The organism is Stutzerimonas stutzeri (genome assembly GCF_024448955.1).
Taxonomy (GTDB): domain Bacteria; phylum Pseudomonadota; class Gammaproteobacteria; order Pseudomonadales; family Pseudomonadaceae; genus Stutzerimonas; species Stutzerimonas stutzeri_AQ.
Genome location: NZ_JAMOIH010000015.1, coordinates 19,549 through 34,348, shown reverse-complemented (window position 1 = coordinate 34,348; position 14,800 = coordinate 19,549). Strand labels below are relative to the sequence as shown.

At 61.7% G+C, this 14,800-nt stretch carries 13 protein-coding genes; 9 read left to right on the top strand and 4 right to left on the bottom strand.

The window, feature by feature from the left end; translation table 11 throughout:
* Positions 1 to 339 precede the first annotated feature (339 nt).
* Complete coding sequence (gene zwf / locus NA645_RS15905) at positions 340 to 1,782, bottom strand: glucose-6-phosphate dehydrogenase (protein WP_256049733.1); 1,443 nt, start codon at positions 1,780 to 1,782, stop codon at positions 340 to 342.
* Positions 1,783 to 1,940: 158 nt separating this feature from the next.
* On the opposite strand from zwf, the gene hexR reads away from it, so the two are divergent.
* Positions 1,941 to 2,807: a transcriptional regulator HexR gene (gene hexR / locus NA645_RS15900; protein ID WP_256049732.1), complete on the top strand. Its 867-nt coding sequence runs from the start codon at positions 1,941 to 1,943 to the stop codon at positions 2,805 to 2,807.
* Positions 2,808 to 2,895: 88 nt separating this feature from the next.
* The gene (locus NA645_RS15895; RefSeq protein WP_131649399.1) at positions 2,896 to 3,111 is read left to right on the top strand and encodes a PA3496 family putative envelope integrity protein; all 216 of its coding nucleotides are present in this window, start codon (positions 2,896 to 2,898) and stop codon (positions 3,109 to 3,111) included.
* On the opposite strand, the gene NA645_RS15890 is transcribed toward NA645_RS15895, so the two are convergent.
* Positions 3,053 to 4,015 carry a LysR family transcriptional regulator gene (locus NA645_RS15890; RefSeq protein WP_272892103.1) on the bottom strand — a complete coding sequence of 321 codons (963 nt, stop codon included), beginning with the start codon at positions 4,013 to 4,015 and terminating at the stop codon, positions 3,053 to 3,055. The two genes, NA645_RS15895 and NA645_RS15890, sit on opposite strands and share 59 nt — an antisense overlap.
* Before the next feature lie 234 nt (positions 4,016 to 4,249).
* Between NA645_RS15890 and NA645_RS15885 the strand changes: the two genes are divergently transcribed.
* The 4 genes from NA645_RS15885 (at position 4,250) to NA645_RS15870 (ending at position 9,187) form a co-directional block, all read left to right on the top strand.
* Positions 4,250 to 5,665: an acetyl-CoA carboxylase biotin carboxylase subunit gene (locus NA645_RS15885; protein WP_131649401.1), complete on the top strand. Its 1,416-nt coding sequence runs from the start codon at positions 4,250 to 4,252 to the stop codon at positions 5,663 to 5,665.
* Between the two features lie 10 nt (positions 5,666 to 5,675).
* On the top strand, positions 5,676 to 7,490 hold the full coding sequence (gene oadA, locus NA645_RS15880; RefSeq protein ID WP_256049731.1) for a sodium-extruding oxaloacetate decarboxylase subunit alpha: 1,815 nt from the start codon (positions 5,676 to 5,678) through the stop codon (positions 7,488 to 7,490).
* Between the two features lie 458 nt (positions 7,491 to 7,948).
* Positions 7,949 to 8,386 carry a CBS domain-containing protein gene (locus NA645_RS15875; RefSeq protein WP_256049730.1) on the top strand — a complete coding sequence of 146 codons (438 nt, stop codon included), beginning with the start codon at positions 7,949 to 7,951 and terminating at the stop codon, positions 8,384 to 8,386.
* Between the two features lie 105 nt (positions 8,387 to 8,491).
* Positions 8,492 to 9,187 (top strand): carbonic anhydrase, encoded by a 696-nt coding sequence (locus tag NA645_RS15870; RefSeq protein ID WP_256049729.1) that lies wholly within the window; start codon positions 8,492 to 8,494, stop codon positions 9,185 to 9,187.
* 45 nt (positions 9,188 to 9,232) lie between these two features.
* On the opposite strand, the gene NA645_RS15865 is transcribed toward NA645_RS15870, so the two are convergent.
* Both NA645_RS15865 and NA645_RS15860 read right to left on the bottom strand, forming a co-directional pair.
* A complete protein-coding gene (locus tag NA645_RS15865) occupies positions 9,233 to 9,685 on the bottom strand; it encodes a thioesterase domain-containing protein (protein ID WP_131649405.1) in 453 nt (150 codons plus the stop codon).
* A gap of 123 nt (positions 9,686 to 9,808) precedes the next feature.
* Complete coding sequence (locus NA645_RS15860; RefSeq protein ID WP_256049728.1) at positions 9,809 to 10,213, bottom strand: YkgJ family cysteine cluster protein; 405 nt, start codon at positions 10,211 to 10,213, stop codon at positions 9,809 to 9,811.
* A 191-nt stretch (positions 10,214 to 10,404) separates the two neighbouring features.
* Here NA645_RS15860 and NA645_RS15855 point away from each other — a divergent pair, with 191 nt between their 5' ends.
* The 3 genes from NA645_RS15855 (at position 10,405) to NA645_RS15845 (ending at position 14,795) form a co-directional block, all read left to right on the top strand.
* Positions 10,405 to 12,864: a glycogen/starch/alpha-glucan phosphorylase gene (locus NA645_RS15855; RefSeq protein WP_256049727.1), complete on the top strand. Its 2,460-nt coding sequence runs from the start codon at positions 10,405 to 10,407 to the stop codon at positions 12,862 to 12,864.
* 314 nt (positions 12,865 to 13,178) lie between these two features.
* Entirely contained in the window at positions 13,179 to 14,189 is a 1,011-nt protein-coding gene (locus NA645_RS15850; protein WP_256049726.1) for a class 1 fructose-bisphosphatase, read from the top strand.
* Between the two features lie 3 nt (positions 14,190 to 14,192).
* Positions 14,193 to 14,795, top strand: a complete 603-nt coding sequence (locus NA645_RS15845; protein ID WP_256049725.1) for a DUF924 family protein — start codon at positions 14,193 to 14,195, stop codon at positions 14,793 to 14,795.
* Positions 14,796 to 14,800 lie beyond the last annotated feature (5 nt).

Genomic DNA, 14,800 nt, shown 5'->3' with positions numbered 1-14,800 from the left:
GGATTTCGGTTGTGCGAATTGAGCAACGGATCGCGGCCGTTTTTCACGGCTGTTGAATTAACCAAACTTGCGCTGGCAACTAGGGTGAATAAGGTGGCAGAACTAAGGCGTCGAGCTGCCGATACCGTTGCTGGATATCGGCGATCCGTTTCCAAGGAGATGGCGACTTCATCGCATTCGATGAAATTTTTGTGGCCGCCCGATTGAGCCGCGATCGTTACGGAATTAATACTTAGTTCTCGGGCGCTCGATGCGTTAGTTGCTATTACTTGCGCGAGCGGCTCTGTACAAACGGCTGGAATGAAGATCGGTGTGTCGAGAATCGCGCCGTTCGGCGGCTCAGCGCCACCATTGCCGGTCCTGATGCTCGATCAGCTGACGGGCCTGCTCCGGGCCATCGGTGCCGGCCGAATAAGGCCTCGGTTTGCGGTAATGGCTCTGCCAGCCACGCAAGATAGGATCGACCCAGTTCCACGCCGCTTCCACCTCATCGCGGCGCATGAACAGCGTCGAATCGCCTTCGATCACATCCAGCAGCAGTCGCTCGTACGCCTCCCAGCGGCGCGTGCTGCTGAATGCGTGGGCCAGATTCAGATCCAGTTCGACCGGCTCCAGCTGCATGCCCTTCCCCGGCGCCTTGGCCATCAGTTGCAGGCTGATGCTTTCTTCCGGTTGCAGGCTGATCACCAGCCGGTTGACCTCGCCTTTGGTGAACAGCATGTGTGGCACCTGCTTGAAGGTGACGATGATTTCCGAGCGCTTCCTCGCCATGCGCTTGCCGGTGCGCAGGTAGAAGGGCACGCCGGCCCAGCGCCAGTTGTTGATCTCGGCCTTTACCGCGACGAAGGTTTCGGTATCGCTGTCGTTATCGACATCCTGTTCGAAATAGTAGGCCTGCACATCGTGGCCGCCGATGCGCCCGGCGCTGTACTGGCCGCGCACGGTCTTGTCCTGCACGTCGTTGCCGGTGATGGGCTTGAGAGCTTCCAGGATCTTGACCTTCTCGCCGCGTATCGATTTGGCGTCGAAACGCACCGGCGCCTCCATCGCCACCAGGCAGAGTAGTTGCAGCAGATGGTTCTGCAGCATGTCGCGCATGGCGCCGGCGTGGTCGTAATAGCTGCCGCGATTCTCGACGCCGAGGGTTTCGGCCACGGTGATCTGCACATGGTCGATATGACCGCTGCGCCAGATAGGCTCGAACAGCGCGTTGGCGAAGCGCAATGCCATGAGGTTCTGCACCGTCTCCTTGCCCAGATAATGGTCGATCCGGTAGATCCGCGACTCGGGGAAGACCGCGCCGATCGCTTCGTTGATCTCGAGCGCCGAATCCAGGGAGTGGCCGATGGGCTTCTCCAGCACGATGCGCGCGTCCTCGCCGGCCAGTCCGGCGCTTTCGAGATTGGACGCGATGGGCGCGAACAGCCTCGGCGCGGTCGCCAGGTAATGCACCCGCACGCGCCCCTCGGATTGGCCGAGGTGATGTGCGAGACCGACGAATTCGCCACGCTGGGAAGCATCCATGGCGAAGTAATCGAGGCGGCGACTGAACGCTTGCCAGATGTCGACCTCGAAATCGGTGCGCGCGATTCCCGCGCGGCAATGGCGCTCGGCTAGGGTCAGGAAGGCGTTGCGGTCGATCTCCTGGCGAGCAATGGCAAGGATGCGCACGTCATCGTGCAGTCGCCGCTCACGGTGCAGGTGGTAAAGGGCAGGGATGAGTTTGTGTAGCGCCAGATCGCCGGTACCGCCAAATACCAGCATGTCGCAGGAAATGGACACAGCGTCACTCCTAGCTAGAAGGTGAACTCAATAGGTGGGCGATGCTGCAGGCCTTGTAGTATAACTACAAGCCCACTACAGCCAGCCGGCAAGGTAGCTGCAACGCATCGCTGCGTTTGACCTTCCTTGTCCGGTATTGATCATAGCGAGTCCGGAACGTGAACCTGCTGCAACACATCGCCCAATCGAGAAGTTCGCTGCGCAAGTCGGAGCTCAAGGTGGCCGACCATGTACTGCTCGATCCGGCTGCGGTGATGCACAGCTCCATGGCGGACCTGGCCCATGCAGTGGGCGTCAGCGAGCCAACCATCGTACGCTTCTGTCGCGCCATCGGTTGCCTTGGTTTTCAGGATCTCAAGCTCAAGCTGGCGCAAAGCCTCGCTGCTGGTGCGAGCTTCGGCCAGTTCGCCATCAGCGAGAACGATTCGGTCACCGATTTTGCGCTGAAGATATTCGACACTACTTTGCATACTCTGATGGACGTGCGCGAGCGCCTCGACTCCGACGCGCTGGAGCGTGCCGTTACTGCCATGGCCAAGGCTGAGCGGGTGGAGTTTTACGGTTTCGGGGCGTCCGGCGCGGTGGCAACCGATGCCCAGCACAAGTTCTTCCGCCTGCTGCTCAGCGCGGCGGCCTATTCCGATCCACACATGCAGGCGATGTCGGCGGTCACGCTCAAGCCCACGGATGTGGCGATCTGCATCTCGCAATCGGGACGTTCCAAGGATTTGCTGATCACCGCGAACGTGGTCCGTGAATCCGGCGCCACGCTGATCACGCTCTGCCCGAGCCAGACGCCGCTGGCGGAGCTGGCGACCATCAACCTGGCCATCGACGTTCAGGAAGATACCGAAATCTATACCCCGCTGACCTCGCGCATCGCCCATCTGGTGGTGATCGACGTGCTGGCGATGGGCGTCGCCATGGCGCGCGGGCCGAGCCTGGTCAACCATCTCAAGAGCGTAAAGCGCAGCCTGCGCAGCTTGCGCCTGTCACCCAAGTCGGTGAAGCCGCACGAAGATTGACCGTCTTCGAAACGTCATCGACCTGACCTCATAGCGTCACCCATAGCTCCGATGCTGAACCTCCCAGTACCTTTCTCGGGAGAACCCCATGTCTCAGCACCGTGAAACCTACGTCAACCTTGATGCCCGTGCCCGCCGCAAGCTGCAGGACGAGCGCCGCATGTATTTCCGTCGCGCCATTGAAAGCTACGATGAGCAGCGCCAACTACATGCGCAGCTGATGGAGTTCCCCGATCTGCTGATGGTCAGCCCGTTGCTGGAGGCTGGGGCGGAACGCCGGCAAAACGCGTCGCCAATGCGCTGATCTGCGCACGTTCTTCACGGATGAAGGCGAAGAACGCCTGGGCGACCGGGCTGAGCCGCTTTGCCCTCGGGTGCACCACGCACCAGCTGCGGTACAGCGGCAGTTCCTGAACCGGCAGTTCGCGCAGCAGGCCGTGCGTCAGTTCAAGGTGCACGGCGTGGCGCGGCATCAGCGCCACGCCGAGTCCAGCCACTACGCTTTCCCGCAGCGCATCCAGCGAGGCGACTTGAATCGTCTGGGCAAAGTGCGCGCGCTTCTGGCGCAGATAGTCCTCGCCGGCCTTGCGCGTGCCTGATCCCGGCTCGCGTACTAGCAGCGGGTAGGCGGTCAGGTCTTGCAAGGTTAGCGTAGCTGCCTGGCTTAAGGGATGATCCGCCGGCGCGACGGCGACGATCGGGTTGTTCAGGAACGGCAGGAATTCCAGATCCATGTCCGTCGGGACCTGGGAAATGATCAGCAGGTCGTCGCGGCTGATCGACAACCGCTTGACCGCCTGCGCATGGTTGACCACCACCAGCTCCAGATTGACCTCCGGGTGCTGCCGCTTGAAGGCCGCGAATAGGTGCGGGGTGATGTACTTGGCGCTCGACTCCACGGCGAGGTTCAACTGCCCGTGTAGCGAGCCCTGCAGATCGGAGAGCTGCATGTCCAGACTGTCCAGGCGACCGAAAATGTCGGTGCTGGCGCGCTGCAGCGCTTCGGCCGCCGGGGTGAGATGGAGCTTTTTACCCAGGTATTCGAATAGCGGCTGGCCAATCAGGTCTTCAAGTTGGCGGATCTGCAAACTCACCGCTGGCTGCGTCAGGGCCATCTCCTCGGCCGCTCGGCTGTACGAACGGCTTTCGCACACCGCTCGAAACAGCTGAAGCTGGCGCAGTGTTATCCGCATCATGGTTTTTCGCATATTTCGCCGCTCTTGCTTGTTTTTGTCCCTTCGAGCACGAGAACTGACCTCTGCCGAGGCCGCGGTCTAGCGCGCTCAAACGCAAGCTATAAGTAATTATTTATCCAACGTCAAACAATTATTTATTTTCGGTAATCATGCCGGTGGGCGTAGGGTTTAAACGCTTGCATTGAGTGCAAGCGCCACACGGCCCCACGAGGTGGCCGCCTGCTAATCGACCGAGGGAATGACAGCGTGATCAAGAAGCTGCTGATCGCCAACCGCGGTGAAATTGCCGTCCGCATCGTGCGGGCCTGTGCCGAAATGGGCGTGCGCTCGGTGGCGGTATTCGCCGAGCCTGACCGCCATGCGCTGCACGTCAAGCGCGCCGACGAGGCGTATTTCATCGGTGACGACCCACTGGCCGGCTACCTGAACCCGCGCAAGCTGGTGAACTTGGCCGTCGAGACCGGCTGCGATGCGTTGCATCCGGGTTACGGCTTTCTCTCGGAGAATGCCGAGCTGGCGGAAATCTGCGCCGAGCGCGGCATCAAATTCGTCGGTCCAAGCGCCGAAGTCATCCGCCGCATGGGCGACAAGACCGAGGCGCGGCGCAGCATGATCAAGGCCGGTGTGCCGGTCACGCCCGGCACCGAAGGCAACGTCGCCGATGTCGAGCAAGCGCTGGCCGAGGCCGAGCGCATCGGCTACCCAGTGATGCTCAAGGCGACTTCCGGCGGGGGCGGGCGCGGCATTCGCCGCTGCAACTCTCGCGAGGAACTGGCCCAGGCCTACCCACGGGTAATCTCCGAGGCGACCAAGGCATTCGGTTCGGCGGACGTGTTCCTTGAGAAATGCATCGTCGAGCCCAAGCACATCGAGGCGCAAATCCTGGCCGACTCGTTCGGCAGCACCGTGCATCTGTTCGAGCGCGACTGCTCGATCCAGCGCCGCAACCAGAAGCTCATCGAGATCGCGCCTAGCCCGCAGCTGACTCCGGAACAGCGTGCCTATATCGGTGATCTGGCGGTGCGCGCGGCCAAAGCGGTGGGCTACGAGAATGCCGGGACTGTGGAGTTCCTGCTCGCCGATGGCGAGGTGTACTTCATGGAGATGAACACGCGGGTGCAGGTGGAGCACACCATCACCGAGGAAATCACCGGCATCGACATCGTCCGCGAGCAGATCCGCATCGCCTCCGGTTTGCCGCTCTCGTTCAAGCAGGAAGATATCCAGTATCGCGGCTTCGCCCTGCAGTTCCGCATCAATGCCGAAGACCCGCGCAACAATTTCCTACCCTGTTTCGGCAAGATCACTCGCTACTACGCACCCGGCGGCCCGGGCGTGCGCACCGATACGGCGATCTACACCGGCTACACCATCCCGCCTTACTACGACTCGATGTGCCTGAAGTTGATCGTCTGGGCGCTGACCTGGGAAGAGGCGCTGGCCCGTGGCTCCCGCGCGCTGGACGACATGCGTGTGCAGGGTGTGAAGACCACGGCCTTTTACTACCAGAAAATTCTCGAAAATCCGGATTTCCGCAGCGGGCAGTTCAACACCAGCTTTGTCGATAACCACCCGGAATTGATGACCTACTCGATCAAGCGCAAGCCGAGCGAACTGGCCCTGGCCATTGCCGCCGCCATCGCTGCCCACGCAGGACTGTGAGGAACGAACCATGACTGCTCAGAAGAAAATCACCGTTACCGACACCATCCTGCGCGACGCCCACCAGTCGCTGATCGCGACCCGCATGCGCACCGAAGACATGCTGCCGATCTGCGAGAAGCTCGACCGCGTCGGCTACTGGTCGCTCGAAGTCTGGGGCGGCGCGACCTTCGACGCCTGCGTGCGTTTCCTTAAGGAAGACCCCTGGGAACGCCTGCGCCAGCTCAAGGCTGCGCTGCCTAACACCCGCCTGCAAATGCTACTACGTGGGCAGAACCTGCTTGGCTATCGGCACTACGCCGACGATGTGGTCGAGGCCTTCTGTGCTAAGGCGGCGGACAATGGCATCGACGTATTCCGCATCTTCGATGCGATGAACGACGTACGGAACCTGGAAACCGCCATCCGTGCGGTGAAAAAGACCGGCAAGCACGCCCAGGGCACCATCGCCTACACCACCAGCCCGGTACACACCATCGAGCTGTTCGTCGAACAGGGTCGGGCAATGCGCGACATGGGCGTCGACTCGATCGCCATCAAGGACATGGCTGGCCTGCTGACGCCGTTTGCTACCGGCGATCTGGTGCGTGCGCTGAAATCCGAGATCGATCTGCCGGTGTTCATCCATTCTCACGACACCGCCGGTGTCGCCAGCATGTGCCAGCTCAAGGCCATCGAAAACGGCGCCGATCACATCGACACGGCGATTTCCTCCATGGCATGGGGCACTAGCCATCCGGGCACGGAGTCGATGGTCGCCGCGTTGCGCGGAACGCCTTACGACACCGGTCTGGATCTGGAACTGATCCAGGAGATCGGCCTGTACTTCTATGCGGTGCGCAAGAAGTACCACCAGTTCGAAAGCGAATTCACCGGCGTCGATACCCGCGTGCAGGTCAATCAGGTGCCCGGCGGGATGATTTCCAACCTGGCCAACCAGCTCAAGGAGCAGGGCGCGCTCAATCGCATGGATGAAGTGCTAGCCGAGATCCCGCGCGTACGCAAGGACCTGGGCTACCCGCCGCTGGTCACACCGACCTCGCAGATCGTCGGCACCCAGGCCTTCTTCAACGTGCTGGCCGGCGAGCGCTACAAGACCATCACCAATGAAGTGAAACTCTACCTGCAAGGCCGCTACGGCAAGGCGCCGGGCACCATCGACACCAAACTGCAGCGCCAGGCCATCGGCGGCGAGGAGATCGTCGAAGTGCGTCCGGCCGACCTCATCAAGCCAGAGCTGGACAAGCTGCGCACGGAGATCGGTGCGCTGGCCAAATCCGAAGAGGACGTGCTGACCTATGCCATGTTCCCCGATATCGGCCGCAAGTTCCTTGAGGAGCGCGAGGCAGGCACGCTGCAACCGGAAGTGCTGTTGCCGGTTCCGGATGGCAACGCGGTCAGCGCGGTAAGTGGAGAGGGCGTGCCGACCGAGTTCGTCATCGACGTGCATGGCGAGACCTATCGCGTCGACATCACCGGTGTCGGCGTCAAGGGTGAAGGCAAGCGGCATTTCTTCCTGTCCATCGACGGCATGCCGGAAGAGGTGGTATTCGAGCCGCTGAATAACTTCGTCGGCGGTGGCACTGCCGGTCAGCGCAAGCAGGCCAGTGGTCCGGGCGATGTCAGCACCAGCATGCCGGGTAATGTGGTCGATGTGCTGGTCAAGGAAGGTGATACGGTCAAGGCCGGGCAGCCGGTGCTGATCAGCGAGGCGATGAAGATGGAAACCGAGATTCAGGCGCCCATCGCCGGTACCGTGAAGGCCGTGCATGTGGCCAAGGGCGATCGCGTGACGCCCGGCGACTTGCTGATCGAGATCGCCTGAGCCCGAGCCGTGCCTGGATGACGTCCAGGCGCGGCATAAGGTGTCTTCCTCGCCGGCGCATGCGTCTTTTGGAACGGCGTGTTTCAAGCGCGGAAAAACGCTTTACCCACCCATGCCTGCGGATGATGCTAGTAGGGTCTGTTGCCGTTTCGTCGCGGCCGCGACGGAGCCGGTTTTTACGCGAGACAAGGCACGAGTCGCGCAGTTTGGTCGTTCAAATAAGCGACGAGAAACGCGGTATCGCGCAAAAACCGGCCCGTCCCTTCGGGTGGGGCCGCCTAGGCTGCGCACTTAAATGACAGCGCCATGCGGCGTTGCGGGACTTGGCAAGGGAGCGACCATTACCTGCGTCCCGCGCCTTGCCTGGCATTATTTGTCGCGGCAACGCGGCTTGCGACGAAATGGCAACAGACCCTATGTGGCGTCCGGCTTGGGGTCGGCATGGAGGAGATGAAACCATGAAAACGGTAGGACAGGTCGTCAGCAGCAAGTCGAACTTGAGCGTACATACCATCGCACCGACCGACACGGTACTCACGGCGCTGCAGGTGCTGGCGGAAAAGAACGTCGGCGCGCTGCCGGTGGCCGAAGCCGATGGTCGCTTGGTCGGCATCGTCAGTGAGCGCGACTATGCGCGCAAATGCGTCCTGAAGGGGCGTTCGTCGTTCGCAACGCCTGTTAGCACGATCATGAGCGTCAATCTAGTGACCGTCGAGCCGCATCAGGGGCTCGAGGAATGCATGCAGCTGATGACCGATCGGCACTTGCGTCACCTGCCGGTACTCGAAGCGGGCAAGCTGGTCGGCATGCTTTCCATCGGCGACGTGGTCAAGGAGCTCGTCGCCGAGAAGGAAAGCCTGATCCAGCATCTCGAACAGTACATTCGCGGCGAATAACCAAACCTGCGGTCGGCGTGCTAGTGCCGGCCCGCTCGGGTCCCGCTGCCCGCTTCGGCACAAACTGCCGGGTCGGGCTCAACCTACACAGAAAGAGATGTCGTAATGAGCCTCGAAGACAAGACGAGCGAAACGGCGCAGGACGCGCTCGATAACCTGGTCGCGGGCGTCATGCGCTTTCGCGAGGATGTCTATCCGCAGCAGCGCGAGCTGTTCGCCAAGCTTGCCCACGAGCAGACGCCGCGGGCGATGTTCATCACCTGCGCGGATTCGCGGATCCTTCCGGAGCTGATCACCCAGAGCTCTCCGGGCGATCTGTTCGTGACCCGTAACGTCGGCAATATCGTGCCGCCCTACGGCCAGATGAACGGCGGCGTGTCGACGGCGATCGAGTTCGCCGTGATGGCGCTGGGCGTCAAGCACATCATCGTGTGCGGGCATTCAGACTGTGGTGCGATGAAGGCGGTGCTCGATCCCTCGGGCCTTGAGCGCATGCCCACTGTACGCAGCTGGCTGCGCCATGCCGAGGTGGCGAGGACCGTGGTGGAAGAGAATTGCGGCTGTGCCGATGACAGCACCTTGCGCATTCTCACCGAGGAAAACGTGCTGGCGCAGCTCGAACACCTGCGTACGCATCCTTCGGTAGCGGCGCGACTGGCCAGCGGCCAGCTGTTCATTCACGGCTGGCTGTACAACATCGGCACCAGTGAAATTCGCGCGTACGATGCGGCGCGTGGCGAGTTTCGCCTGATCGGCGACGGCCCGCTGCCGATGGCGACGCCTAAATCGCGTTACGTCTGAGAGGTTGCGGATTGGGCTTCGCAACGAAGCCCAACGGCGCCAGCGCTATTTGTGCAGAACGAACTGGCCGGTGAAGCGCACGGCGTCGCGACCATCGGCTGCGAGGATTCGGCTGTGCAGTGTGAGACGTGAGCGGCCGCGACGACGATAGATCGTCTCGAAGCGCTCCCAGGCGCCATCGTCCGGCGCCGAGCAGATCGCCGTCGCGTCATCCACCACCGGTAGCGGATAGTCGATCTGGCCTTCGTGAATGACGATATGGCCGTCTTCGATCCCGGCCTCGCGCAAGCGCAGGTGCAACCAACCCCAGCCAGCCAGCACCGACGCGCAATACAGGCTGCCGCCAAACATGCTGCTCTTGTGATTGATGTTCGCTTGCAGCGGGACCTTCAAGCGCAACTCGTGGTTTTCCCATTGATCGACACGCAGGCCCATCGCCCGGGTCAGAGGGATGTCGTGATGCAGAATGGCTTCCAGATAGCGGCTATCGCGGCTCATGCCGGGTGGATTCCTAAACGTTTGCAGATACAGGCAGACGCCAAGCATGACCGCTGAGTCACGATATTGCCAGTTTCTAAAACCGCTTTTCGCGGCTTTCAGGAGGCCACACGACGGTTTGCGTCAGCGCACCGTGGCTTTCTGCTGATAAGCGCAGTAACCGGGACGCGGGCCAATTCTGGGGTGGTTGCGGCAGGTGTCCGGGCGCTTGGCGTAGACCGTGCACAGGCGGGTCTTGCGGTCCAGATAGAGGCAGTCACCGTTGGCCAGCCGGGTCAGGGTGAAGATGCCGTGCTTCTGATTGAAATGCTCGACGATGCCCGCTTTGCTCAGGCGTTTGGCGACGTTCTTCAGCGGCTCGTCACGTTCGAAGGCATCAACCACTTCCAGGCGAATCAGGTCGTCGATGCGCACCTCGACCGGCAGCGTGCAGCAGGTCGCGTGACAGTCGCGGCACAGCCCGTTGCTGTAGCGGGCCCAGGTTTCCAGGCGGTCGGGGTCGGCGGAGGCGATCAGTCGTGTCTTCACTGTGGCGGTATCGGTAATGGCGGCGCGCGATCATAACGACCCTGGGTTGAATTTCCAGCGAATCCGACGAGTCGAACGCCGGACAGGCGGTCGCGCAGATTCAACGGAAACCTGCAAACCTGTCTGCATAGCCCTTCGCCGAGGTGGCCTGTGCTGCCATGAACCCCTTCCCAGCTCCATGAGGTCTGTCCATGTCGCAACAACCCACTGTTCCTGATGCCGATGCTGTCGCAACCTTCCGCAATTCGATCATCAGCAAGCTGACCTATTCGATCGGCAAAGACCCGGAGCATGCGTCCGATCACGACTGGTTCGAAGCGGTCGCGCTGGCCACGCGCGATCGCATGATCGACCAATGGATGGACCGTACGCGCGAGGGCTACCGGGAGGGCAAGAAGCGCGTTTATTACCTCTCGCTGGAGTTTCTCATCGGACGATTGCTCACCGACAGCCTGAGTAACCTCGGCCTGCTTGACGTTGCGCGCGAAGCCTTGGCGGGTGTCGATGTGGATTTCGAGCGCATTCGTCTGACCGAGCCGGATGCGGCGCTGGGCAACGGAGGCCTGGGCAGACTGGCGGCTTGCTTCATGGAAAGCATGGCGACACTGGGTATCGCTGCCCATGGTTACGGGATTCGCTACGATCACGGGCTGTTTCGCCAGGCCATCGTCGACGGCTGGCAGCACGAGCAGACCGAGACCTGGTTGAATTTCGGCAATCCGTGGGAGTTCGAGCGGCCCGAAGTCAGCTATCTGATCGGCTTTGGCGGTAGTGTCACGGCCATGCCGCACGACGCAGCCGGACCAGAGCAGCCCAAGCACTTCTGGCACTGGGCCGAAGGCGTGCGCGCCATTGCCTACGACACGCCGGTGGTCGGCTGGCGTGGCGCGAGCGTCAATACGCTGCGCCTGTGGCGCGCCCGCGCCGAGGCGGATTTTCATCTGGAACGCTTTAATGCCGGTGACCATATCGGTGCCGTCGCCGAAGAAGCCCGCGCCGAAAGCATCTCGCGCGTGCTGTATCCGGCCGACAGCACCGAGGCGGGTCAGGAGCTGCGTCTGCGCCAGGAGTATTTCTTCGTCGCGGCCTCGCTACAGGACCTGCTGCGGCGGCATCTGGATCAGCGTGGCACGTTGATGAATCTGCCGGAATTCGCCGCGATCCAGCTCAACGATACCCACCCGGCGATCGCCGTGGCGGAGTTGATGCGGCTGCTGGCCGACGTGCACGACATCCCGTGGAGCAAGGCCTGGGAGCTGACCGTCAATACGCTGTCCTATACCAACCACACGCTGCTGCCGGAGGCGCTGGAAACCTGGCCGGTGGGGCTGATGGAGCGCCTGCTGCCGCGGCATATGCAGATCATCTACCTGATCAACGCCCAGCACCTCGATGCGTTGCGCGAGCGCGGCATTCATGACCTGGACCTGCTGCGTTCGGTCTCGCTGATCGAGGAAGGGCATGGCCGCCGGGTGCGCATGGGTAACCTGGCGTTCCTCGGTTCGCACTGCATCAATGGCGTGTCTGCGCTGCATACCGGGTTGATGCGCGAGACGGTGTTCACCGATCTGCATTCGTTGTACCCCGAGCGGATCAGCAACAAGACCAACGGCATCACCTTCCGCCGCTGGCTGTACCAGTCCAATCCCCAGTTGACCAGCCTGCTCGTCGAGCATGTCGGCGAAGAATTGCTCGATGCACCGGAAACGCTGCTGCGCCAGCTTGAGCCCTATGCCGATCAACCGGATTTCCGCGCGCGATTTGCCGCCCAGCGGCTGAACAACAAGCAGATGCTGGCGCGCATGATTCAGGAGCGGCTGGGCATCGCCGTCGACCCGAATGCGCTGTTCGACGTGCACGTCAAACGCATCCACGAATACAAGCGGCAGCTGCTCAATCTGCTGCACACCGTGGCGCTGTACCAGGCGATCCGCTCTGATCCGGGCCGAAACTGGGTACCACGGGTGAAGATTTTCGCGGGCAAGGCGGCGGCCAGTTACCACACGGCCAAACTGATCATCAAATTGACCAACGACATCGCGCGGACCATCAACGATGACCCGACGGTGCGCGGCCTGCTCAAGGTGGTGTTTCTGCCCAACTACAACGTCAGCCTGGCTGAGCGCATCATTCCGGCCGCCGATTTATCCGAGCAGATTTCCACAGCGGGACTGGAGGCTTCGGGCACCAGCAACATGAAATTCGCCCTCAACGGTGCGCTGACAATCGGCACGCTCGACGGCGCCAACGTGGAAATGTCCGAGCAGATCGGGCGCGAGCACATGTTCATCTTCGGCATGACCGCGCAGGAGGTCGAGGCGCGCAAGCAGGCCAACGAGTACAACGCCGAAGCCATCATCATCGATTCTCCGCGCCTTAACGAAGTGCTAATGGCGATTCGCAACGGCGCATTCTCGGCTGACGACCCCGGTCGTTACACAGCTCTGATCGACGGTCTGAAATGGCACGACACCTTCATGGTCTGCGCCGACTTCGAAGCCTATTGGCAGGCGCAGCTGGAGGTCGAAGCGCGCTGGAGCGATGCAGACAGCTGGTGGCGCTCCGCTGTGCTGAACACGGCACGTACCGGCTGGTTCTCCTCCGATCGGACCATTCGCGAATACGCCGAAGAAATCTGGAAGGTTATGTAGGGGCGGGGCTCGCCGTTCTGTAAGTCGGGTCACGACGCAGCGACCCGACTAGCAGGCGCAATAGCGGGGAAGCTCATCCGTCCGTGGCTTTGTGGTTGTCTGTGAAACTGTCCGTCGGGTTACGCCTTCGGCTAACACGACCTACAACGTGGTTTCCTGGGTTCGGAACATTCGCGAACACATCAAGAATCGGTTCGTCATGTAGCCAGTTGCCGCTGCGCTGAACTCTGTGGTCTCAGGGCGGGTCTGAGGCAGGGTTAGTTTCCCCTCGGCCTGCTAAACTGCGCGGGTTTTTCATCCTCCGGAGCCATTCCATGTCACGCGTAACCCTGAGTCGCTACCTGATCGAGCAGACCCGCAGCAACAACACCCCGGCGGACCTGCGCTTCCTAATTGAGGTAGTGGCCCGAGCGTGCAAGGAAATCAGCCACGCCGTATCCAAGGGCGCGCTAGGCGGCGTGCTCGGCAGCGCTGACAGCGAGAACATCCAGGGCGAAGTGCAGAAGAAGCTCGACGTGCTGTCCAACGAAATCCTGCTCGAAGCCAACGAGTGGGGCGGCCACCTGGCCGGCATGGCGTCGGAAGAAATGGACAACGCCTACCAGATTCCCGGCAAATACCCCAAGGGCGCCTATCTGTTGGTCTTCGACCCGCTGGACGGCTCCAGCAACATCGACGTCAACGTCTCGGTTGGCACCATCTTCTCAGTGCTGCGCTGCCCGGGCGAATGCTTCACCCAGAACGATGCGCTCGGTGAAGAAGCATTCCTCCAGCCCGGCACCAAGCAGGTCGCCGCCGGCTACGCGATCTACGGACCGCAGACCATGTTGATGCTGACCCTCGGCAATGGCGTGATGGGTTTCACCCTCGACCGCGAATTGGGCAGCTTCGTGCTCACCCACGACAACATCCGGGTTCCGCACAGCACTGCGGAGTTCGCTATCAACATGTCCAACCAGCGTCACTGGGAAGCACCAGTGCAGCGCTACGTCAGCGAACTGCTGGCCGGCGAGGAAGGTCCGCTGGGCAAGAACTACAACATGCGCTGGATCGCCTCGATGGTGGCCGATGTGCATCGCATCCTGACCCGTGGCGGCCTGTTCATGTACCCCTGGGATGCGCGCGAACCGGAGAAGCCCGGCAAGTTGCGCCTGATGTACGAAGCCAATCCGATGTCATTCATCATCGAGCAGGCCGGCGGCGCCGCCACCAATGGCAAGCAGCGCATCCTCGATATCCAGCCGACTTCGCTGCACCAGCGCGTTCCTGTCTTCCTCGGTTCCAAGGAAGAAGTCGAGCGCGCCACCGGCTACCACCAGGACTGACCGGTGAGTGGTCCCTGGCTGGAGTTGCTGAACTGGTGGTTCGGCCAGGGCGCCAGCGTTGGCGAGATCGCCCAGCAGAAACACGGGCTGTGGTTCGGCTATAAGCTCGAACAGGATGTCGAGGCCCGTGACCGCTTCGGCGAGCTGACCGACCAGGCACTGGCCGGCGGGTTGGGCCACTGGACCGAATCGCCGCATGGTTGGCTCGCGTTGGTGCTGTTGCTCGACCAGCTGCCTCGCATGATCTACCGCGGGACCCCTCAGGCGTTCGCCGGTGACGAGCGTGCCCTGCAATTGGTTCGCGAAGGCATGGCGCATGGGGGTGATGTACTGCTCACGCCGATTCAGCGGGTGTTCATCTATCTCCCCCTAGAACATGCGGAAAACCTGCAGACGCAGGACCAGGCCGTTGCGCAATTCCAGATGCTCCACGGGCTCGTTGCGCCCGAAGACCGGAAGTTGTTCGCCGGCTTTCTCGATTTCGCGGAGCGCCATCGCGATGTGATTGCCCGGTTCGGCCGCTTTCCACATCGCAACGATACGCTTGGTCGCCAGACCACTGAGGCCGAGCAGGCCTTTCTGACCGAGCCCGGCTCACGCTTCTAGCTGCA